A 21,681-nucleotide genomic window follows, 5' to 3' on the forward strand; every position below is an offset into this window, starting at 1 on the left:
ATATGCGTGACTTACAGGTCGGCGATAACTGAAAAGGAGTCTATAAAGATGGAATATTTAGTTGAACGTATCGAAGGCCACACGGCGATTCTGACCATGAACAATCCGCCAGCCAACACTTGGACCGCCGAGAGTTTGCAGGCGCTTAAAGCCAAAGTGCTTGAGCTGAATGCCAATAAAGATATTTATGCCTTAGTGTTAACGGGTCAAGGGCAAAAGTTCTTCTCCGCTGGCGCCGATTTAAAACTGTTTAGCGATGGTGACAAAGGTAATGCGGCAACGATGGCAAAGCATTTTGGTGAAGCCTTTGAAACCTTAAGCCAATTCCGCGGTGTGTCGATTGCCGCGATTAATGGCTATGCCATGGGCGGCGGCTTAGAAGTCGCGTTGGCCTGCGATATTCGTATCGCCGAAATTCAAGCTGTAATGGCATTACCCGAAGCGACGGTCGGTTTATTACCCTGTGCGGGTGGCACTCAAAATCTGACCGCATTAGTCGGTGAAGGGTGGGCTAAACGGATGATTTTATGCGGCGAGCGTATCGATGCAACTCAAGCATTGAATCTACGTTTAGTGGAAGAAGTGGTTGATACTGGCGAAGCGCTTAATGCGGCAATCGCGTTGGCCGTTAAAGTCGCTAACCAAAGCCCAAGCAGCGTCACAGCGTGCAAGACACTTATTCAAGCGGGGCGCACTATGGCGCGTAGCCAAGCGCTACCGATTGAGCGTGAGTTATTTGTCGGATTATTTGATACTGAAGATCAGGCCGAAGGCGTGAATGCGTTTTTAGGGAAACGTAAAGCTGAGTGGAGAAACCGCTAATGACGAATGTAGTAGATAATGACGTGGTCGAGCATGTCGCAAATCAGGTCACGACCACACAAAATGTGGTTTTTCAAACCTTAGCCACTGCTTCTGGCAAATTGGTTGGGGTGGTCACACTCAATGTGGAAAAGGCCCTCAATGCCTTAGATTTAGGCATGGTGCGCGCTATGACGGCGCAGCTTAATCTGTGGAAGAAAGATCCCCTTATCGCTTGCATCGTATTAGATGGCAGCGGTGAGAAGGCATTTTGTGCCGGGGGTGATGTGCGCGCTTTATACCATGCTTCCATTGCCGCTAATGGGCAAGTGACTGAGGAAGCAAAGGTTTTCTTCGAAGAGGAATATCGCCTCGATTATCTACTGTATACCTTTGGCAAACCTGTGTTGGTGTGGGGTGATGGCATAGTCATGGGCGGCGGCCTCGGTTTGATGGCGGGCGCAAGTCACAGAGTCGTTACCGAAACCTCGCGTATCGCTATGCCTGAGGTGACTATCGGCCTGTATCCCGATGTGGGCGGCAGTTATTTCCTTAATCGTATGCAGGGCAAGATGGGATTGTTTTTGGGATTGACCGCCTATCAACTCAATGCCGCCGATGCCTGTTATGTGGGCCTTGCGGATCATTACCTGAACCGCGACGACAAAGAGCTGATGTTTGATGCCATGGCAACCTTAGATTGGAGCGATACGCCAGCACTTAATCATCAACGTTTAGATAGCATGATTAACGAGCTGTCTAATCAAGTGGATATTCCGAAGGGCGACAGTGTATTAGCCGAAAGCCAAGACATAATTGACAGGCTTATGGCGGGCAGTCTGCAGGATATTGCAGCACGCATGTCAACTTTGGTATCGGAAGAAAAGTGGTTAATGAAAGCGCGGGACACCTTCCTTGCGGGTAGCCCTATCAGCTGGCACTTGGTCTATATCCAAGGGCAGTTAGGGACTAAGCTTAGCTTAGCTCAATGTTTCAAATGGGAGTTAACCGCGAGTGTTAACGTGTGCGCCCACGGTGATTTCTGCGAAGGCGTTCGTGCACTCTTGATTGATAAAGACAAGAAACCGCAATGGCATTTTAAGGATGTTAACTCAGTACCCACAGCGGTACTTGAGCAAATATTGGCTTCCCCATGGGGCGAGGCGCATCCCTTTAACCAACTGAGTTAAGCGTTTAAGGGCCGAGTTGGCTAAGCGCTGTGTTTATAGGTTTAGCTAAGCTCGCTTTACTCTGTGATAAAGTCAGCATAATCAATTGGCTAGCATTATCACAACACTAAAAAGAACAACACACAGGAGTGATGGCATGAGTACAGTAGCCTTTATCGGTTTAGGTAATATGGGCGGCCCAATGGCGGCCAATTTATTAAAAGCAGGCATGACGGTTCGTGTCTTTGATTTAGTCCCCGAGGCTATGCAGCAATTGGCCGAAAAAGGCCCCTTAGTATCAAGTACAGCCTGCGGCGCTGCAGCGGGCGCAAGTGTGGTGATTACTATGCTGCCTGCGGGCAAGCATGTAAAAAACTTATATTTAGGCAATGGAACAGACAAAGGCCTACTTGAAGTGGTTGCGGGTGATACCTTGCTCATCGATTGTTCAACCATCGATGCGCAAAGCGCACAACTCGTGGCAGCTGAAGCGGCTAAAAGCGGCATCGAATTTATGGATGCACCGGTTTCTGGCGGCACGGCAGGCGCGGCGGCGGGCACCTTAACTTTTATTTGTGGTGGCTCGGATACCGCTTTTGAACGTGCACAGCCCGTACTTAAGGCTATGGGTGTGAATATCTTCCACGCAGGCGGTCCAGGGGCGGGGCAAGTCGCTAAAATCTGCAATAACATGTTGTTATCTGTGCTGATGGTCGGTACTTCTGAAGCCCTGCAAATGGGGATTGACCATGGTCTCGATCCTAAAGTGCTATCGGATATTATGAAGGTCAGCAGTGGCGGAAACTGGACGCTTGAGAAGTACAATCCCTGCCCAGGCGTGATGGAAACTGTGCCTTCTTCTAAGGGCTATCAGGGTGGCTTTATGGTAGATTTGATGGTCAAAGATCTCGGTCTGTCACAAGAAGCTGCATTATTGAGCAACTCTAGCACGCCAATGGGCGCTTTAGCCCGCAGCTTGTATGTTAATCATGCAAGACAAGGCAATGGTCGCCGAGATTTTTCCAGTATATTTGAACAATTTGCACCACTTAAAAAATAGACACAGATAACAAGGGATCACCAGATGGATTTAAAAGATAAGGTTGTCGTCATTACTGGCGGCGCGGGTGGCTTAGGCTTAGCAATGGCGCAAAATTTTGCGCAGGCGGGTGCTAAGATAGCGCTTATCGATGTGGACCAAGAAAAACTCGAGCGAGCCTGCGCTGAGCTTGGATCGGACACTGAAGTTCAAGGTTATGCCTTAGACATTACCGACGAAGAAGATGTCGTCGCGGGTTTTGCTTATATTCTCGAAGATTTTGGTCAAGTGAACGTGTTAGTGAACAACGCCGGTATTCTGCGTGATGGCATGTTAGTCAAAGCCAAAGACGGCAAAGTCACTGATCGTATGTCTTACGAGCAGTTCCAATCGGTGATCAATGTGAACCTGACCGGCAGTTTCCTCTGTGGCCGTGAGGCCGCAGCGGCCATGATTGAATCGGGTCAAGCGGGAGTGATTGTTAACATCTCTAGCCTTGCTAAGGCGGGTAATATGGGTCAATCAAATTACGCGGCCTCAAAAGCGGGTGTTGCGGCTATGTCCGTCGGCTGGGCGAAGGAGTTAGCGCGCTACAATATCCGTAGTGCAGCCGTAGCACCAGGTGTGATTGCGACCGAGATGACGGCGGCAATGAAGCCAGAAGCGTTGGAGCGTTTAGAGAAACTCGTGCCTGTTGGCCGCTTAGGTCATGCCGACGAGATAGCTTCTACCGTACGTTTTATTATTGAAAACGATTATGTTAACGGTCGTGTGTTTGAAATCGATGGTGGTATCCGGCTTTAGAGCGATATCTTATTGATTTGCATAAAAACCGAGCTTAGGCTCGGTTTTTTTATAGGGTAAATAAAGATAATGGTTCTTATACCTTAGCTTTCGGATTTATTTAGATTTCACTGTTGGAGTTGACATTTAGTTGTTAACCTTCAACAATCGCTCTCCCGTTTTTTTACATAACTTTACAAACATGTTGATCACATGTAATGGAGCTTGAAATCCGGATGTCTTGGCAGGAAAAAGCCCACTGGCTTGAGAAAATCACTAAGCGCATGATGTTGATCGTGGGTATCTTAGGGTTGGTTGTGATTTATTGCGGTTTCTTTTTTCTGCTCTTTAGTGGCCGCTCTGTGGCCGTGATCCCATGGTTTTTTCTTATCTCACCTTGGGTGTGTATTTATTTTGGTTTAACGCAAGTACAACAAGTGCAAGTGGTAAATTGGTTCTTAAAAAAATTTAAAAAATAACTAATTTACACATAACTCATTTCTGCAAGTTCATATTTTGTTTCGGTTTGTGCAGTTGGCAAACATTGGGGAGAAACAATGAAGCTACATGGATATTTATGGATGCTGGGGGGCTTATTTTGTTTAGGTGCTTGCGAGCGCTCGAACAAAGAGACGCCGCATCTTAGTGATAATGGCGCGCGCATAGTTGCGCCCTATGGTAGTTGGCAGTCTCCGCTATCGGCGACTGAAGTTTTTGAGCAGGCCGATAATGTGGCTGAGTTACAAAGCGTTGATGGTGCTATTTATTTCTCTGAATCTGATGGTGAAAAACAAGGCCAAGTCGGCATTAAACGCCTCGATCAACGGGGCAAAATTACCGACATAGTGCCGCCTGCGTTTAATGTTAAATCCGCCGTTCATGAATACGGTGGTGCCGCCTTTTTGGGGATTGGTCAGAGTCTGTTTGCCACTAAGGCACAGGACCAACTGTTTTATCGTTTTGCCCCTAATCAACCCCCTTTGCCTTTAACGCCAAATGGTACTCGCCATGCAGATTGTATTGCTTACCCCAAAGGGTCGAGGATTATCTGTGTGCGCGAAGATCATCGTCAAGCGGGTGAGCCTAAGGCGAGTCTTGTTACCATTAATCTTAATTTTGCCGGTGAAGGCGATACCTTTGTTTCGGGCCATGACTTTATTTCTTCGCCAGCCATCTCGCCCGATAACAGCCAACTGGCGTGGATCACGTGGGAACATCCCTATATGCCATGGGATAATAGTGTGCTCTGGCTTGGGGATCTAGACCGTAAAGGGCAATTACACAATATTCGTAAGGTAAACACGCCCGCAGATTCTTCGGTGTCGCAGCCGTTATTTAGTCCTGATGGACAATTGTATGTCGTATCGGATATCAGTAACTGGTGGAATATCTATCGAGTCACGGCACAAAATACCTTAGACCCAGTGCTAAAGAAAAAGGCCGAGTTTGCGGTGGCTGATTGGTATTTAGGCAATCATAACTATGCCTTTGAATCCGAAAAAACAATTATTGCCAGTTATATGCTTGGTAGTCAGGCCGTTTTAATTCGACTGCATCTAGATTCAGGCCTGACCGAATCTTTGGCCGTCGACTTTGGTGAAATCACCCAAGTGATCCGAGGGGAAGATGCTGTTTATTTTGTCGGCGCTAAGGCGACGCCAGAGAAGGGCATTTATAAAGTGATCGGTCGTGGTACTGAGTTGGTGTATACCCCTAACTTACCAAAACTTAATCCCAATTATATCTCCCGTGCTAAAAATATTACTTTTAAAACAGGTGCTAACCAGCAAGCTTACGGTTATTTTTATGGTCCGGTTAACCCCAACTATACTGCGCCTAATGATACCCGTCCGCCCTTGATTGTAATGTTACACGGCGGTCCTACGGCGCGTGCGAGTCTGGCTTATCGCAGTGACATTCAATTTTGGACCAGCCGAGGCTTTGCGGTTCTCGATGTTAATTTCCGTGGCAGCAGTGGTTTTGGCCGTGCTTATCGTCAAAGTATCTACGGAAAATGGGGCCAAGTTGATGTGGAGGATGCGGTCAATGCGGCCCGTTATTTAGTCGATAAGGGCTGGGTTGATGGACAAAAGCTGGCGATTCGAGGTGTCAGCGCTGGTGGGTTAACTGTGATGTCGTCCTTGGCATTTTATGATGTATTTCAAGCGGGGGTGAGCTATGCGGGGATCAGTGACTTTGAACAGCTCGCCAAGAGTACCCATAAATTCGAGACTGGCTACTTAGATCTGCTTATCGGCCCCTATGGTGAAAATCAAGCCCGCTATAGGGAACTGTCGCCCCTGCATCACCTTGAAGGATTGAATGAGCCTTTATTAATTTTTCAAGGATTACGTGACCAAATCGTGCCACCACAGCAGTCGCGGCAGATTTATGAGGCGTTAAAAGTGAGAGGCGTACCCACGGCTTATATCGCCTATCAGGATGAACCCCACGGCGGTTGGAAACCTGAGCACAAGGCCGCAGGATTAGAAACTGAGCTGGCATTTTATGGGCAAGTGTTTAACTTTACCCCTGCGGGTAAGCTTGCAACACTGGTACTGGATAACGCCGCGGCGCTAAAGCCAACCATAGTGAGAAGCCAATAACGCAGTATTTACCGTTATTGAACTTGGCCATCATTATTGCGATTGGCTTTTACTGCAACACTCAGAGCCAGCATTTTGCTGGCTCTTGTGATTTTCATGGCTGCCATGAGTCTCGTGACTTAGGCTGTCGATAATGGCACAGTGGGGCTGATCGCCGCCTTGGCATTGGGTCACCATGTGCTGCAATTGCGACCTAAGCTGCTGTAACTTATTGATTTGTTGCTCGACATAGGCAAGGTGCGTTTGGGTAAGCTGCTTAACGTCCTCGGCATTACGGCTTTCATTGCCCTTAAGACCAAGCAAGGATTTGCAATCCTCTAGGCTAAAACCTAAGTCGCGACATTGATGCACAAACTTAAGTGCTTCAATATCTTGATGGCGATAAACTCGATAACCCGCCTCATTGCGCTCGCCGCACACTAAACCAATATCATGGTAATAACGGATACTCTTAACACTTAAGCCCGTTTGTTTCGCCACTTCCCCTATCTTCATTTTGACCTCTATTTTTCCAACTGAATGGTATCACCCATTTCGCCTAACAATTAATTGTCGATGTGATCACATTGAGCAAATTCATCCTTGACTCTCCAGTGATGGGAGACTTTATCTTAGACCTATAGTGTGAAACATCAAGTGAGGGATCTCCCATGTCTATGACCAGACTCTATGTCGCCAATATGAATTGCGCTGGCTGCGTCGCAAAAATTGAAAAGGCGTTTGCTGCCCAAGATGGCGTTGAAGCGCGTGTGAATCTCGCCGATAAGCAAGTGACGGTAGAAGGCAAGATGAGCGCTGATACCGCCTTGGCTGTGATGGCAAATGCGGGTTATCCGGCGCAGGTCGTTATTGATGCTAAAGTCGCCGCCGAAGAAAAACGCCTTGAAGATGCCGCCGAGTATCGACTGCGGATGCGCCAAGCTATAGCTGCGCTCGTTGTGGGTGTTCCCATGATGCTGTGGGGATTACTGGGCGGTGAAATGATGATCAACAGCCCAAACCTGCAGTTAGGCTGGGGCATCATGGGACTGGTCACTTTGGCTTTACTCATCACCACAGGCAGACATTTTTATCAAGGTATGTGGCGGGCGCTCAAAGCCAAAACCACTAACATGGATACGCTGATTGTGCTGGGCACCAGTACCGCATGGGCCTATTCCATGCTGGTGGTCATTATGCCCAGCGCATTCCCTATGGATACCCGCCATGTGTACTTTGAGGCGAGTGTGATGATTCTAGGTTTGATTAACTTAGGTCATGGACTCGAACTCAAAGCGCGGGGCAAAACCAGCGAAGCGGTGCAGCGACTGCTCGGGTTGCAATCCACTACTGCGATTCGTATTACGGATAAGGGTGATGAAAAGGTTGAGATAAGTCAGTTGAAACTGGGCGATAAGCTGCGTTTGCGCCCCGGTGACCGAGTTGCCCTTGATGGTGAGGTCGAAACAGGACAATCCCTACTTGATGAAGCCATGCTCACAGGTGAGCCTATTCCCGTGCTTAAAAATCGCGGCGACAGTGTGAGTGCGGGCACAGTCAACGGCAATGGCAGCCTAGTTTACCGAGTGACGGCGGGACAACAAGATACTAAGCTCGCCAAAATCATTGCATTGGTGCAACAGGCACAAACGTCAAAATTACCCATAGGTCGATTGGCCGATAAGATCTCCGCGGTATTTGTCCCTACTGTGGTGGCGATAGCACTACTGGCGGCGGCTATTTGGTATTTTGCAGGTCCAGCGCCCGCCTTAAGCCATGCGTTAGTGGTGCTGACGAGTGTGCTCATCATAGCTTGTCCCTGTGCGTTGGGGCTGGCTACGCCTATGTCTATCATGGTGGCTGTGGGCCGCGCCGCCCAAATGGGCGTGTTAGTCAAAAATGGCGAAGCGTTGCAAACCGCCAGTAAAGTTGATTGTGTGGTGCTGGATAAAACCGGCACTGTCACCTTAGGTAAGCCGCAAGTCACTGACTTTGTATTAGTACAAACACTGAGTGATGCCGACAAAGAAACCTTGCTGGGCGAAATTGCAAGCCTTGAGCAGCACTCTGAGCATCCGTTAGCGGGGGCGATTGTCAGTTATGCCAAGGAATCACTGACTCAATTGCCTGACACACAGGCGTTTACGAACCATCAAGGTAAGGGGATTGAGGGCAAGGTCGATGGCGTATCGCTGGCGATTGGTAATCTCGCCTTGATGACGGCATTGGAGATTGTCAATTCCGATGGCAGTGCCTTAGATCCTAACGCGACATTAAGTTTTGCGCACCAAGGTAAAACCCCGATTTATATCGCGAAAGCGGGCAAGTTAGTGGCCACTATCGCGCTGGCTGATCCGATTAAACCCGATGCCAAAGAAGCCATCGCGGCCATGCTGCAAAGGGGCATTCGCGTGGTGCTGTTAACGGGGGATAACCCACAAACGGCGCAGGCGGTGGCCGACCAAGTGGGCATCACCGAAGTGATTGCCGGCGTACTGCCCGAGCAAAAACAACAACATGTGCTGGATTTACAAAAGCAAGGGCATGTGGTGGCTATGGTTGGGGATGGCATTAATGATGCGCCAGCTCTCATGAGCGCCGATGTGGGGATCGCGATGGGATCGGGCACTGAGGTGGCGATTGAAAGTGCGGATATCACCTTGCTGTCGCAGCAATTGATAGTGATTGCTAACTTATTGGCATTGTCGCGGGCGACGATTACCAATATTAAGCAGAATCTGTTCGGCGCCTTTGTGTATAACAGTTTGGGTATTCCGGTTGCGGCGGGCGTGCTTTATCCACTTACTGGCATGTTATTAAGCCCTGTGATCGCTGGCGCCGCCATGGCTTTGTCTTCACTTACTGTGGTAACGAACGCCAACCGCTTAAGACGGCAGAAGTTATAAGCTGCCTGTGCCCAAAAAAGCTCAATATACTGAAATGGGTATCTTGAGCTAACTCTGGGCTATGTCCACATTAACACTTACCACATAAGTCCTTAGCAGATAGCCCCTAAGCAGATAGTCCCTTAGCGTCGGCAAGCTTTACGACGCTAAGGGTCATCAGATTGTCATTCTGCTCGAATACATTGAAAGCTAAGCCAATAGGGTAAAATCAATTACGCTTCTCACGCAGGCTTAGTGCGGCGATTTCGGCATTCCCTCTGGCTTTCTAGCCGCCTTTTTAGTTGATAATTTAGCCCAAACTGCTATAGTGCCACGTTTATTTTTACCCCTTCGGCATAGCGTTATTTGGTTTATGCTTATTTAAAGCGGCGCCAGCGGGCTCGGCCAACATTACTCGATTTGGAAGTTCATTTTGATCACAACAGCAAATATCACCATGCAGTTCGGCGCTAAGCCACTGTTTGAAAACATCTCAGTTAAATTTGGCGGTGGTAACCGTTACGGTCTTATCGGCGCGAATGGCTGTGGTAAATCGACCTTCATGAAGATCCTGTGTGGTGATCTAGACCCTAGCAGCGGTAACGTCTCGTTAGATGTGAATGAGCGTCTGGGTAAATTAAGCCAGAACCAGTTCGGTTATGAGGAATTCAACCTGATCGATACCGTGATCATGGGCCACCGCGAACTGTGGAAGGTAAAGCAAGAACGTGACCGTATTTATTCTTTACCCGAAATGAGTGAAGAAGATGGCATTACCGTCGCCAACCTAGAGATGGATTTTGCTGAGATGGACGGTTATACCGCCGAATCTCGTGCTGGCGAATTACTGTTAGGTGTAGGTATCGGTATTGAAAGCCATTTTGGTTTGATGTCTGAAATCGCACCGGGTTTAAAACTGCGTGTATTGTTAGCACAAGCCCTGTTCTCTGATCCAGACGTGCTGCTGCTTGACGAACCTACCAACAACTTGGACATCGACACAATCCGTTGGTTACAAGACATGTTGAACCAACGTAGCAGTACTATGGTTATCATTTCGCATGATAGATATTTCTTAAACTCAGTCTGTACGCACATGGCTGACTTAGACTACGGCGAACTGCGCGTTTATCCAGGTAACTACGACGAATACATGCAAGCAGCGACTCAAGCTCGCGAGCGTTTATTGTCTGATAATGCGAAGAAAAAAGCCCAGATCTCTGAACTGCAAACCTTCGTAGCACGCTTCTCGGCTAACGCTTCTAAAGCGAAACAAGCCACATCACGTGCCCGTCAAATCGACAAGATTAAGTTAGATGAAGTAAAAGCCTCTAGCCGTGTGAACCCCTTCATTCGTTTCGAGCAAGAGAAGAAATTGTTCCGTAATGCCTTAGTGATTGAAAACCTAACTAAAGGCTACGACACCCCGTTATTCAAAGACTTAAACTTAATTGTTGAAGTGGGCGAGCGCATTGCGGTATTGGGTGAAAACGGCGTCGGTAAAACAACCCTGTTACGTACTCTTATCCATGATATCCCGCAGGATGCAGGTACTATCCAATGGTCTGAAAACGCTAACATTGGTTACTATGCGCAGGACCATGAGTCTGATTTCGCTAACGAAATGACGCTGTTCGAGTGGATGAGCCAATGGCGCAAGCCAGAAGATGACGACCAATCGGTACGTGGCATCTTAGGCCGTATGTTATTTGGCTCTGACGACATTAAAAAGTCAGTCAAAGTGCTGTCTGGTGGTGAGAAAGGTCGTATGTTATTCGGCAAGCTCATCATGCAAAAAGCCAACATTTTAGTGCTCGACGAACCGACCAACCACATGGATATGGAATCGATTGAATCACTGAACAACGCGCTGGAAATGTACGAAGGGACCTTGATTTTCGTGAGTCATGACCGTGCATTCGTATCGTCTCTGGCAAACCGTATCCTCGAAGTCACTCACTCAGGTGTGAATGATTTCAGAGGCACTTACGATGAGTTCCTTGCCAGCAAAGGCATTGAAGTCTAAGGTTATTCGCTCATTTAGCTGCATGTGTAAATACATGCATTTAAATACAGTGCAGCTAAATGCAACATAAATAAAAACGCCGCAATGTATTGCGGCGTTTTTGTATCCATTGGCTGTCTTTTTATCTAGCGATTAGCTTTCGCGCACTCGATTTTAGTGCATTGGTGGCACTCGTTAGGGCGCTGACTCTTGCTGCACATAAATCAAATTGTCGGTATCAAAGCCGCGGGCTTTAGACATTTCAACAAACTTTTGCAACACCTCGGGTGGCACAGTCGGGGTTTTAGCCAATAGCCACAAATAACCCGTGTCGGGTCCCGATATAAAAGCGTATTGATAGTTTTCATGATCTAATTCGAAGACCACATACGATCCATAAAATGGCCCAAAGAAGGAGACTTTCAAATAGCCTTCTGAATCCCCATTCACAAAATAGGCCTTTCCTTCGGCTTCTTTCCATTCATTTTTAGCCGCGGAAAATCCACGGTTAATGACCCTAACACCACCATCCTTTTTCAGGCTGTATTCTGCGCTAACTTGGCTTAAGCCTCTTTCGAATGAATGATCTAATCGTGCAATTTCGTACCATTTACCTAAGTATTTATTTAGCTCAAAATCATTCACGGGTTGAACCAGTTTAGGCATGCCTAAGCAACCGCTGAGCAAAAATATACTAATGACTAACAGTAACTTTCTCAATTTGACCTCCTGATCTTAAGTCTTAGTCGCACGTCTTAAGTGCAATGTTCAATCAATCCTCTATCGAGCTTACACTATTTTCTTCACATTATTTCAGCTACTTGGCAAAGGTTGTTGGTTAGCCGCTCGTAATCAATACTTTGCGCTGACTGATAAAGCCTTGGCTAATGCCGGCCAGAATAATCAAGCCGACACCGCTTAATTGCATGGGACTCAAGGTTTCACCAAATATCCACCATGCTAACGTCACTACGATAACCGGTTCCACATAGGCGAGGGTGCCAAAAGTGACAGCAGGCAATTGGCGTAGGGCTTTTACCGCCAGCAAAATGGCTAAAAATCCGGGGAAGAATCCAATCGCAATTAACCAACCCATTTGCGGCAAACTTGGCGTTAGCGGTGCATTTATCACTAAGGGCAGTAGGCACAAAGCGCCGACACTAAGCTGCACTAAAGTGCTTTGATAGGGCGAACTCAGGCTAGGTTTTCGGTTGATTAACATAAAACCGCAGTAGGTTAATAAGGCGAGTAGGGAATAAAAATAGCCTAATAATTCAGTGTGATTGCTCGCTTGCTGCGGCCCTGTGGGGATCATTAACATAAAGCCCACCAGCGCGACGACCACGCTTGCCATGCTTAAGCGGGTGAGTTTTTCGGCAAAGAAATAATGGGCGAAAATAGCCGACACCACAGGGGCTAAGTAAATAATCATGATTACATTGGCCATTTGGGTGTACTGAATGGCTTCAATGTAAAACGCCATAAAACCCGCGAGCATAATGCCATTCACTAAGGTACGTTTACTGGGTCTATGGCGAATCTGATGGCCTTTACCTGTAAGCAGCATATAAGCCAATAGAAATAGGGCACCGAGCAGTAAGCGGTAGAAGGTAATGTGTTCGGCGGGCAGGGCGGCAAAGCGCGCTAATACACCGATTGTGCCCATAAGAATGGCCGCCAATAGGGCAAAAATGATAGCTAAAGCTGAGCTGGGCATAGATAACCTACAACAGAGTGAATAGAGAGTTAAGGGGCGACACCGTCCTGTGGACGGCGTCGATTTTGCCTTAAAAACTCACCCTAGGCTATGCCGATGTATTAACTTAAATAATGCTTTTACGTGAACGGAAATGGTTAAAGCTATCTTGGCTGTAGGCCGCCTTAATCCGTTTTAACGCGGCGTAATTGTGGTCAAAGTACACATCTGTAGGAATGGCCTTATCTTTGAAACTGATAAAAGCGCCTGAGGTGTTGGGGATGTCATAATTTCGGCTGGCATCAATCCAATCGAGTGCACGATTAATGCGGGTAAACACTTGGCTATCCTGCAATTGTTGCTTCTCTTGCAGGGCGTTATTCCACCAAGTTTGATATTGAATTGTGTATTGTCTGTCCTTGTAGGGGAAGGCGCTGCGGCTCTTTTGCTCTTCGCCCATAGTGCGATAATAATCGCCCGCAATGGCGCCAAGGGTAACATAGGTAAATAGCCCCAGTTGGCGATTGCCTTCAAGCACATAGCGAGAGGTTAAGCTTTCAAGCAGTGGCTTATAACCGTCCCTTAGGCCCGTTTGATTCACTAAGCGCGAGGTGACTTTATGGGGCGCGGGCTCATCCAAATCGGGTGGCGTCGGTGAGCGGTTTATGCCTTGTAAGTCAGCTTGCAGATGATGAAAAGATTCCCTTTCCCAACTGGGCATTAAGTTTTCACCGTAGGCTTTGGTGAGTCCGCCCATACCCTCGATGCGAATATCATTGGGGATTAGGCCAAATTCATTAAATTGTTTCTGGATAAAGTGGTTTAGGCTGGCGGAATTGCCCTCCCAAAAACCATACATCAAGCAGTTATGCGTAATTGAGTCAGTGTCTATGTCGAGTGTTTTGTGTTGTTCTACGGGTAAATGTTTGGCATTAATCTTGAGATTAGTGCCAATCAAACAGCCAGTGCTGTCGGCATTTATGATGGCTTCCCAGCGCTGTAAAATGTCTTTAGTTGGGGTGTGCTCAATGAGTTCATGGGTTTGTTTATCGTAGCAATTCCATTCTAATTCAAACTTGATAAGGCAAGGTGGTAGTGGAAAGGTTTGCACAAAAAAGCGGGTCACTATGCCGTAACTTAACCCACCGCCACCCTTGAGCGCCCAGAGTAACTCAGGTTTATTGGCAACAGAGACGACTTGAGTTTCACCAACGCCGAGGACGATTTCTGCCTGTAATAGGGATTCGCAGCACATGCCGTGTTTGCGGGTCCAAGGTCCTGAGCCGCCGCCCATAATAAATCCCGCTATGGCAACACTGCCACAGGAGCTATGGGGGATCATCACGCCTTGTTTGGCAAGGGCTGTGGTGAGATTGATAAAACGATTACCTGGGCCAATGGCCGCAATACCTGTAATGGGATCTAAAGTGAGGCTATCCATCTTCAGCAGATCTAACACTATGGTATTCGTTTCAGTGCTTTCACCTTCGTGATCATTCCCACCCGAGCGTACGCTGATTGGCAAGTTATAATCGATGGCCGCTTTATAGGCGATTTTGACTTCTTCAGTTGACGTGCATTTGATGATCGCCAGTGGTTTTTTTTGTAATCTGCGGTTGAACAGTTGGCAAGCCTGTTGATAGGCAATCATTTGCTTACCTGTGCTGACCGAGAGTTGCTGCTCACTATAATAATGGCCACCGGTAATAATATTATCGGCCGGAATGTGTGCGCGAACTTCATTGATGAAATTAACAAAGTTTTTGGCTTGAGTGATCACTAAGTTTTCACTAATACGCACTTCAGCACTTAATTCTTCTTCGGTCGATTGAATAATCAAACAATCCCGTTCCAGTTCATTTGCGACGGTCACTTTAATATTAGAGCGATAGGCCGTCAGCGATTTAAACACTTCAATATTGAGTGTAATATCCGCTTGATTACTCGCCGTGTAATTCACTAAATAACTAAAATTTGGCCAAGTGTTATAGTTACATTCAATAATGTAGGCTCGGCGTTCGTGGGGCGGAATAATTTTAGGTAATTGTTGATTATAGGTGTTGCTATCCGTAGTGGTTTTTATGAATTGATATTCAGTGTCATTAAATATGACCAGCAGCACTTTTTGTCTTTTAAGTGGGATAAAGTTTTCACCACGAATATTATGTGCATCTTGATGCTGGTAAATGTAAAGGTTATTTTCGCTAATCGATCTTTGTTGCGCAGGATTACGGTAATAGTCAACGATTTCAGTTCGGGTTAATAATCGATTAAGCAAGGTGATGCCAAATATTTCACCATCGAAATGTGTATCGCGATGATTCGGTAAAGACACGTTTTCAATTAAAAACTCATTGTCGGCAACCAGTGACAGGTTATTGAGTTGTGTATGGGTAATTTCACCATCCACATAACAACTGATTTCATGGTATTCATGGCAGATAGACAATAAGTGCCACTGACCATCGTTGAGTCCACCTAAGGTTGATATTGCTTCAACCCGCAGTAAGGTGGTATTAATCACGCATTCAATATGCCCAAGTGAATTAATATCCACCGCAAAATAGGTATCTTCTCGATCGGTTTTATAATGGAACACACGCCCACCTGCGCTGGTTTTCAACCAACACTGGTAAGTGAATATGGCAAGGGGTGACGTGCTCACGGGTAAGCTTTTTTTAATCACTGCCCGTATATTTCTTGATGCCTCAAGCTTGTCCATATTCATGCGTCCTTTCTTGTGCTTTGCGTGTTTTCCTCAATGCGGTAAAGCGCTACTGAGGTCATTCATCCCGTTGTTAATCAATCGTGGGTAACTAAGCCGCGGGTAACTATGTTTTGGGTAAATCAGTTTGGGGTAAATCAGTTGCGGGCAAACAAGTCGGCAATTAATAGGTATTAAAGCGATGTATTGATCCTGTCACGACCATCGGCTTTGGCGCGGTATAATGCGGTGTCGGCGGCGCACAGCATGGCGAGTGAGGTACGGAACTGGCCATTGATTTCGCTCGCAATCCCTTGGCTCGCGCTCACAGAGACATAATCGCGCAGCCCTTGCTCGGTAAAGCGCAGGTCATTAATCCCTTGCTGTACTTTTTGGGCAATGGTGAGTGCCATTTTGGCATTGTGGCTTGGCAGAATTAGCGCGAACTCTTCGCCGCCGTAACGCGCTGCCAGGCCAATTTCTATCGGCACTATGTCAGCAATCACTTTGGCAATCTTACGTAGGCATTCGTCGCCTTGGATATGGCCGAATTGGTCGTTGAACACTTTGAAGTAATCCACATCGATAATCACCACGCTGATCGGGCGCAACTTACCTGTGCATTCTTCCCAATAGTGATGCAGCATTTCATCAAAATATCGGCGGTTCGCCAGCCCAGTCAGTGAATCTGTGGCGGCCAATTTACGTAGCTTTTGATTTTCCGCTTTGTGCTGCGTCAAATCGTGCATCATCATCACAAACAGAGGTTCATGGCTGGGGATGTAGGAAATGGAAAGCTCAACATCTTTTGCTTTGCCTGAGGCTGTAATGAGGGTGATTTCTTCGGCGGAGTGCTGCACTGGGATACCGCAATTTTTGCCTAATTTAATATCATTGCTCAGCAGATTGTCATAGCGAGCTTGGTGGTGTTCAGTCAAAAAGTTGCGCCAATCTTGTCCCTTCAAACTGGCCTGCGGGCATGTTAGTAAGTCAGCACCTTTGCTATTGCTAAAGTAAATGTAACCTTGGGCATTGACGATAATCACCGGTTCAGTCAGATGCTGAATAAACTGTTGAATCGTTTCAATCGAGGCATGTTCGAAGAAGGTTAACGGCAATGCGGGCTCGACCAAGCCTTGCTGCGCAGTGCACTGTGAACCATTGCCTTCACCCACAAGTGATAATGGATGTTGTGAACGTGTCAGTTTAGGTGAGCTTGTCATTGTTATCATTCTCCGTGAACCTAATGTCATCTGCGCTAAGCGCTTTTCTGATGATGACTTTATTCTTCGCAAAGAAAAGATACCTTCTGCTTACCTTCCGATTTAATCTATTGTTTATAAAGGTTTTGAATTTAATTTTCTCACGGTAAATTCTCAGGTTTAGCTGAAACGTGCGAGGTTTTGGGGCATGGCTAAGTTAAAAGAGTGGCACTCATGAGTGGATTTTTGGGTATTAAGCGGCAAACGCAAAGGATTTTAGTGTCTAAAGATGGTGGATAATGCTTTGTTATCGACAATCCAGCCACGTCTATGCTCATAACTGCGGCCTGTGAGTTTATCCTCACCGCACAGAAAAGCCCTTCTGACACAGCGATTTATCACATGATAGAAGGGCGTTGTATTAGCATCGATAAGCATTCTTCTGGCTGAGGTCATCATCCGCTCCAAACAGACGCAATCAAGATAATGTAAAGGCTAGTATAAGAGGGGATAAAGCACAAAAAGACATGGCTGTCCCCGCTTTTCTTACGGGATTCAGCGTTACTAGCAACCAAAGACAGTGCTGCTATGGGAAAACGGAGTATAAGCGGATGTGCTGTGAGAAATGCTCTGCCGTAGCAGCAGAGCATTTTGAGCTCATTTCAGGAGGCGTTTATTTCGAAAAGATATGGCTGTCCTGAGAGAAATCATGAGAAAAATCCAATCCACAGACCCTAGTTTTTAGGATGATTGATAACTTGTGGATCTGGACTTAACACCAGTAAGGTATTTGTGGTGTTACTTAATACAAACTGGAACTTAGTAGTACCAGGAGTTCTATCGAGGTCAACAAATTGCACTAACTTACCATCGCTGCTGATGGTAACAGCATCGACAATGTTATCGAATGGGGTTACAAAGCCTACCCCGACAAATTTTAACCCTTTAGTGGTTTGATCATTTAGTAAAAAAGTAATTGTACCTGCCTGAGTGATGGTGACATCACCTTGGCAAACTTGACCATTGGCATCCGTATAAATAAATACAGGTTCACCATTTTCAAGGGTAACATTAACTTTAATAAATTGTGCTGAGCCTTGTGGTGCTGTCATCTTTATGTTCCTTCTGTGGTTAGAATCGAATATTTCTAATTTCGGTTTTTTCTAAAAAAAGAATAAGCTCTTTATGTGTATCAAGTACCCCTAAACAATCGAGCGATTTTGCATAGGAAATCGTAAATATTGGGTCTTTGTTTTTTTCAGTAAAAGGCATTACTTGTTTTTTAACATTGTTACATAACTCAATGTAAGATAACTCGCCCAGTTTTTTATAGATATTAGCTTGTAATAATTCGCTTATTGCAAGGTTTGCTATGTAGGTTATTTCTTGATTGAAGTCATTTCCAAGTTCTCGATATGATTCAGTTGCTAATTTTGCGTATTGCAAACTCTCTTTTAATTTTCCAATGTTTAGCATGAGTTTTGCCTTGGATAAAAGGAGTTTTGCAGAGATATCTTTGTATGTTGAGAGTTTTATTGGTGAAGATTTATCATCAAAGTTTATGTTTGTTGATTTCTCAAATGCTAAATATTGGCTTTCACTCGTGGTGAACTCAAGTATTTGTGAATAAGAATAATATTTTAATCTTTTCCAGCGTTCGTTTTCAGGGTCTTGTTTAAATGCAGACTCAATAGTCGCAAGTCCCAAAGAGGCTTTATTCAAAGCTTCTGTTAGGCGACCTTGATAACTTAACAGTGTGGCGATATTTTGATAACTTCCAGTGAGTCTATCGAGTAAATAAGGCTGTTTTTCAAGATTTTTAGTTAGCAAGGCTTCTTGAATTTCTTCATGGATTTGAATAGCGGTATTTATATCCCCTTGTGATACCGCTGCGCTCGCTAACCAAGATCTTGTATCCGCCACATCCGCAATCAACTGACTATCCTCAGGCGCTTTTGCCAAAGCCAGCAATTTAAGCCTTAATGACTCCTCAAAATCTTGCTTTGCTTTAGCAAACTCTTGCTGGTTCATTGATACAGAACCCAGCGAGTTATGGGCATAGGAAAGCTCCATCAGCGCATCTTTATCCTCTGGCGCAATGGCATACATGGCTTGACTGTATTGTAAATATTGCTCCCAAAAAGGACGTGCAGATACCCATTCACTCACATCATACTTAAGCTGTCCTAACCAAAAGGCATTGGCACCTAGGGTTTTCAGTAGGGCTAAGTTTTCCGGCTGTAATTCGAGTAGTGGCAGCATTTTTTCTTGCGCTGCGAGTAATGCGCTGCGAGCTTCATCGATTTTATTGCGCGAATAGGCCACTTCGCCCATGGCCTCTAAGGTTTGGCCGTGTTGGAAACGGGCATCAAAACTTAAGTGCGTATCATCTTCTTTATTGGAAAAATCACTGAAATATTCCAGTGCTTTATTGCTGATCCCGTCGAGTAAGTCCATACGGCCGATGCCGCGCATCTTGTCGGCGAAGTCACCCACCATAAAGCCGAGCAAATCTTCGGCGGCGAGGCGTTTTTGCAGGGCAAGTTTTTCGGCTTCTATGCTACGCACGCTCATAATGACGGAGGTTAAGGTGAGGACGCACAGCAGGGCGACGGTTAGGCGCCTCGTCCAGCGCAGCATATTGGCGCGTTTGCTGGAGGCTGCGATAAAGGCGGTTTCGGGATCGTCTAAATCGAATAACGGATTTTGGCTGAGGTTTTGGGCCTCTTTTAACGGCTTGCCTTCGGCGAGCAGATAAGCGCTGTGTTTGGCTTCGCTGAGCCAACGCTTAGATAAATGCTGTAGGCGACTCTTAATGCTTAAGCTGTCGTTATGCTCGCTAATCCAAGCGGTTGCACGCGGCCAACGGCGCAAAAGTGCTTCGTGGGCGATGCTAAAACAGGGTTCACCATTTTGCAGATGCGACACGAATAAGCGACTATCGACCATGGCTTGCACTAGGGCGGTTTCGGCCGTGCTTTGTAGTTGTGACCAGCGAGCGGTGCGGCTGGTGATGGACTTTTCATCTTCGCGCAGGGTCACTAGCAGGGATAAAATCCGTGGTAGGCTGGCTTTTTCAGCATCGCTTAAATGGGAAATCGCCTGCTCGGCATTTTTACCAATCGCCCCTTCAATACCGCCAAGTGCATGATAAACAGAGACTAATAACTTATTGTCGGCGCTGCGCTGTAAATACAAGGCCTGCAGAGTGTATTGCAACATGGGCAACGCATCTGGGTTACTGGCGGCATCGCTGCAGAGCATTTCGTCGAGTGGCATCGCGGTGTCGCTGTCAACTTCCCAGCTTAAGTTGGCAGCCACCGCGGGCAGGCGGATCATTTGTAATAGCTCAGTGCGTGTTGGCGGCGCTAAGTCAAAGTGGGCACCGCGGGCTTTACCCGCCATTAAGCTTGGGTAATTGACCAATAAAGGATAAAAATCGTTGCGACAGGCACTGATGATAATCACGGCTTTTGAGGTGGCGAGTTGTTCCAATAATTCTATGAACTGAGTTCGTTCGGTATCGCTAAATAGCGGTGATGAGAGCAACACTTCTAATCGGTCGATAAACAAGGCAAAAAACGGATTGGAAAAGGGTTTAGCCTTGAGCGCTTGGGTGCACTGGTCGATTACGCTTTGGATATCTTCGACGAGTTGAATCGCCAGAGTCTCAGCGCTCATGCCTTCGAATACTGGGGTGTCGTTGATTTCCCAGTCGAGCATTGCACTGGCAAGATCGGTGAGTAGTTGCCCTTTACTCACATCGGCAAAATCTAAGCTGCTGAATGACGCGACACCAATGCCGTTATAGCCGTCGCCCTTCATTAAATTGGGCACAACACCCGCATTTATCAGGGAGGATTTACCGCTGCCACTTGGACCTAAGATCAGGCAGAAGGCACGGCCAAACAGGATTTGTTGGCTTATCCGGTTAAGCAAAGTGCTGATTTGTTCACTGCGGCCAAAAAACACCTCGGCATAATTAGCGCTATAGGCTTGCAGTCCCGGAAAGGGCGAGCCGCCTTGCCAACTCTGTGGGCTGGCGGTGGCTTGGTGTCCGATAGGAAAACGCACTTCGGCTAAGGTGCGATAGCCGCGTTTGCGTATGGTTTCTATATAGGTGGGTTCTGTGGCGCTATCGCCTAATGCTCGACGTAACTGATTGATAATCTTGTGTAGTGGATTGTCGCCGGTATCTACACCTGGCCAGCAGTGGCTGACTATTTCATCACTGCTGACGACTTCGCCCGCCCGTTGACAGAGAAATAGCAGCACATCCATCGCCTTGGGTTCAAGTTGTTTGACTTGTTTGCCAAGGAGCAGACTATTGGCGCTGGGATTGATTTGCCATTCACCAAAGAAAAATGTGCTGTCACTCATAACGATGTCCATTTATTGAGTATTGACCATGGCACGGTAAAAACTTGCGCTGTGAGTCACTCTTATTGTTATACGTATTGTTATAAAGAACCGTATGCTTGTCATTCAAAGGTCTGACGTCAAGACGTTGACATTATGCCGTTGATGATTGTTATTTAAAAGGAATAACCCTTGATAATCAATGTAAATTTTATCAGGGTGTGGTGTGGTAAATAGTCTTTAGCTTGTCATTTTTCTGTCAACAGTTTGTGCTTTACGCTAGATGTTAAATAAGGTGATGGCTTTTAGGTGTCGATTGCAAAAGATCAACAATAAAAAAGTGCCCGTGATTGGGCACTTTGTATTAGAGAGGAACTTAAGGCTAACAAGCCTGACTTATCAGCACGTTAAGCTAAGTATCTTAACGTTAGCCCCTTAACATTGGTCCCTTTG

Annotated in this window: 16 protein-coding genes; 8 read left to right on the plus strand and 8 right to left on the minus strand. The window is 46.5% G+C overall.

Annotated elements, in window-relative coordinates:
• Positions 1-48: 48 nt before the first annotated feature.
• The 6 genes from KFE26_RS07560 to KFE26_RS07585 all read left to right on the plus strand — a co-directional run bounded on the left by KFE26_RS07560 (position 49) and on the right by KFE26_RS07585 (position 6,398).
• The gene (locus tag KFE26_RS07560; RefSeq protein ID WP_173245775.1) at positions 49-822 is read left to right on the plus strand and encodes an enoyl-CoA hydratase; all 774 of its coding nucleotides are present in this window, start codon (positions 49-51) and stop codon (positions 820-822) included.
• Positions 822-1,991 carry an enoyl-CoA hydratase/isomerase family protein gene (locus KFE26_RS07565; RefSeq protein ID WP_212600049.1) on the plus strand — a complete coding sequence of 390 codons (1,170 nt, stop codon included), beginning with the start codon at positions 822-824 and terminating at the stop codon, positions 1,989-1,991. The genes KFE26_RS07560 and KFE26_RS07565 overlap by 1 nt, the downstream gene beginning before the upstream one ends.
• Positions 1,992-2,127: 136 nt before the next feature.
• Complete coding sequence (gene mmsB / locus KFE26_RS07570; protein ID WP_212600050.1) at positions 2,128-3,030, plus strand: 3-hydroxyisobutyrate dehydrogenase; 903 nt, start codon at positions 2,128-2,130, stop codon at positions 3,028-3,030.
• 24 nt (positions 3,031-3,054) lie between these two features.
• Positions 3,055-3,813, plus strand: coding sequence for an SDR family oxidoreductase (locus tag KFE26_RS07575; protein ID WP_011846385.1), 759 nt, complete (start codon positions 3,055-3,057; stop codon positions 3,811-3,813).
• A 215-nt stretch (positions 3,814-4,028) separates the two neighbouring features.
• Positions 4,029-4,271, plus strand: a complete 243-nt coding sequence (locus tag KFE26_RS07580) for a hypothetical protein (RefSeq protein WP_028760560.1) — start codon at positions 4,029-4,031, stop codon at positions 4,269-4,271.
• A gap of 78 nt (positions 4,272-4,349) precedes the next feature.
• Positions 4,350-6,398, plus strand: a complete 2,049-nt coding sequence (locus KFE26_RS07585; protein ID WP_028760559.1) for a S9 family peptidase — start codon at positions 4,350-4,352, stop codon at positions 6,396-6,398.
• A 33-nt stretch (positions 6,399-6,431) separates the two neighbouring features.
• Here KFE26_RS07585 and KFE26_RS07590 read toward each other — a convergent pair whose 3' ends face one another.
• Positions 6,432-6,893: a Cu(I)-responsive transcriptional regulator gene (locus tag KFE26_RS07590; RefSeq protein ID WP_212600051.1), complete on the minus strand. Its 462-nt coding sequence runs from the start codon at positions 6,891-6,893 to the stop codon at positions 6,432-6,434.
• A 155-nt stretch (positions 6,894-7,048) separates the two neighbouring features.
• Here KFE26_RS07590 and KFE26_RS07595 point away from each other — a divergent pair, with 155 nt between their 5' ends.
• Both KFE26_RS07595 and KFE26_RS07600 read left to right on the plus strand, forming a co-directional pair.
• Complete coding sequence (locus KFE26_RS07595) at positions 7,049-9,283, plus strand: heavy metal translocating P-type ATPase (RefSeq protein WP_212600052.1); 2,235 nt, start codon at positions 7,049-7,051, stop codon at positions 9,281-9,283.
• Between the two features lie 412 nt (positions 9,284-9,695).
• The gene (locus tag KFE26_RS07600; RefSeq protein WP_081729050.1) at positions 9,696-11,288 is read left to right on the plus strand and encodes an ABC-F family ATPase; all 1,593 of its coding nucleotides are present in this window, start codon (positions 9,696-9,698) and stop codon (positions 11,286-11,288) included.
• Between the two features lie 174 nt (positions 11,289-11,462).
• On the opposite strand, the gene KFE26_RS07605 is transcribed toward KFE26_RS07600, so the two are convergent.
• From KFE26_RS07605 to KFE26_RS07635, 7 genes are all read right to left on the minus strand, one after another.
• Positions 11,463-11,987, minus strand: a complete 525-nt coding sequence (locus tag KFE26_RS07605; RefSeq protein WP_212600053.1) for a lipocalin family protein — start codon at positions 11,985-11,987, stop codon at positions 11,463-11,465.
• A 118-nt stretch (positions 11,988-12,105) separates the two neighbouring features.
• Positions 12,106-12,984 carry a DMT family transporter gene (locus tag KFE26_RS07610; RefSeq protein ID WP_212600054.1) on the minus strand — a complete coding sequence of 293 codons (879 nt, stop codon included), beginning with the start codon at positions 12,982-12,984 and terminating at the stop codon, positions 12,106-12,108.
• A gap of 106 nt (positions 12,985-13,090) precedes the next feature.
• Positions 13,091-15,685: an FAD-binding protein gene (locus tag KFE26_RS07615; protein ID WP_212600055.1), complete on the minus strand. Its 2,595-nt coding sequence runs from the start codon at positions 15,683-15,685 to the stop codon at positions 13,091-13,093.
• A gap of 176 nt (positions 15,686-15,861) precedes the next feature.
• Entirely contained in the window at positions 15,862-16,890 is a 1,029-nt protein-coding gene (locus KFE26_RS07620) for a diguanylate cyclase (RefSeq protein ID WP_105249692.1), read from the minus strand.
• Between the two features lie 255 nt (positions 16,891-17,145).
• On the minus strand, positions 17,146-17,325 hold the full coding sequence (locus tag KFE26_RS07625) for a hypothetical protein (RefSeq protein WP_409437980.1): 180 nt from the start codon (positions 17,323-17,325) through the stop codon (positions 17,146-17,148).
• A gap of 278 nt (positions 17,326-17,603) precedes the next feature.
• On the minus strand, positions 17,604-17,981 hold the full coding sequence (locus KFE26_RS07630) for a DP-EP family protein (RefSeq protein ID WP_028760551.1): 378 nt from the start codon (positions 17,979-17,981) through the stop codon (positions 17,604-17,606).
• A 19-nt stretch (positions 17,982-18,000) separates the two neighbouring features.
• On the minus strand, positions 18,001-21,249 hold the full coding sequence (locus tag KFE26_RS07635) for a winged helix-turn-helix domain-containing protein (RefSeq protein WP_212600056.1): 3,249 nt from the start codon (positions 21,247-21,249) through the stop codon (positions 18,001-18,003).
• Between the last annotated feature and the right edge of the window lie 432 nt (positions 21,250-21,681).

The sequence above is a fragment of the Shewanella sp. M16 genome, assembly GCF_018224605.1.
Lineage (GTDB): Bacteria > Pseudomonadota > Gammaproteobacteria > Enterobacterales > Shewanellaceae > Shewanella > Shewanella oncorhynchi.

Excerpts from the sequence above, each read along its gene's own strand:
- KFE26_RS07585 (WP_028760559.1), top strand. The coding sequence starts at position 4,350 with ATGAAGCTACATGGATATTTATGGATGCTGGGGGGCTTATTTTGTTTA.
- KFE26_RS07595 (WP_212600052.1), top strand. The coding sequence starts at position 7,049 with ATGTCTATGACCAGACTCTATGTCGCCAATATGAATTGCGCTGGCTGC.
- KFE26_RS07625 (WP_409437980.1), bottom strand. The coding sequence starts at position 17,325 with ATGACCTCAGCCAGAAGAATGCTTATCGATGCTAATACAACGCCCTTC.
- KFE26_RS07630 (WP_028760551.1), bottom strand. The coding sequence starts at position 17,981 with ATGACAGCACCACAAGGCTCAGCACAATTTATTAAAGTTAATGTTACC.
- KFE26_RS07565 (WP_212600049.1), top strand. The coding sequence starts at position 822 with ATGACGAATGTAGTAGATAATGACGTGGTCGAGCATGTCGCAAATCAG.
- KFE26_RS07590 (WP_212600051.1), bottom strand. The coding sequence starts at position 6,893 with ATGAAGATAGGGGAAGTGGCGAAACAAACGGGCTTAAGTGTTAAGAGT.
- mmsB (WP_212600050.1), top strand. The coding sequence starts at position 2,128 with ATGAGTACAGTAGCCTTTATCGGTTTAGGTAATATGGGCGGCCCAATG.
- KFE26_RS07580 (WP_028760560.1), top strand. The coding sequence starts at position 4,029 with ATGTCTTGGCAGGAAAAAGCCCACTGGCTTGAGAAAATCACTAAGCGC.
- KFE26_RS07615 (WP_212600055.1), bottom strand. The coding sequence starts at position 15,685 with ATGGACAAGCTTGAGGCATCAAGAAATATACGGGCAGTGATTAAAAAA.
- KFE26_RS07610 (WP_212600054.1), bottom strand. The coding sequence starts at position 12,984 with ATGCCCAGCTCAGCTTTAGCTATCATTTTTGCCCTATTGGCGGCCATT.
- KFE26_RS07635 (WP_212600056.1), bottom strand. The coding sequence starts at position 21,249 with ATGAGTGACAGCACATTTTTCTTTGGTGAATGGCAAATCAATCCCAGC.
- KFE26_RS07575 (WP_011846385.1), top strand. The coding sequence starts at position 3,055 with ATGGATTTAAAAGATAAGGTTGTCGTCATTACTGGCGGCGCGGGTGGC.
- KFE26_RS07620 (WP_105249692.1), bottom strand. The coding sequence starts at position 16,890 with ATGACAAGCTCACCTAAACTGACACGTTCACAACATCCATTATCACTT.
- KFE26_RS07560 (WP_173245775.1), top strand. The coding sequence starts at position 49 with ATGGAATATTTAGTTGAACGTATCGAAGGCCACACGGCGATTCTGACC.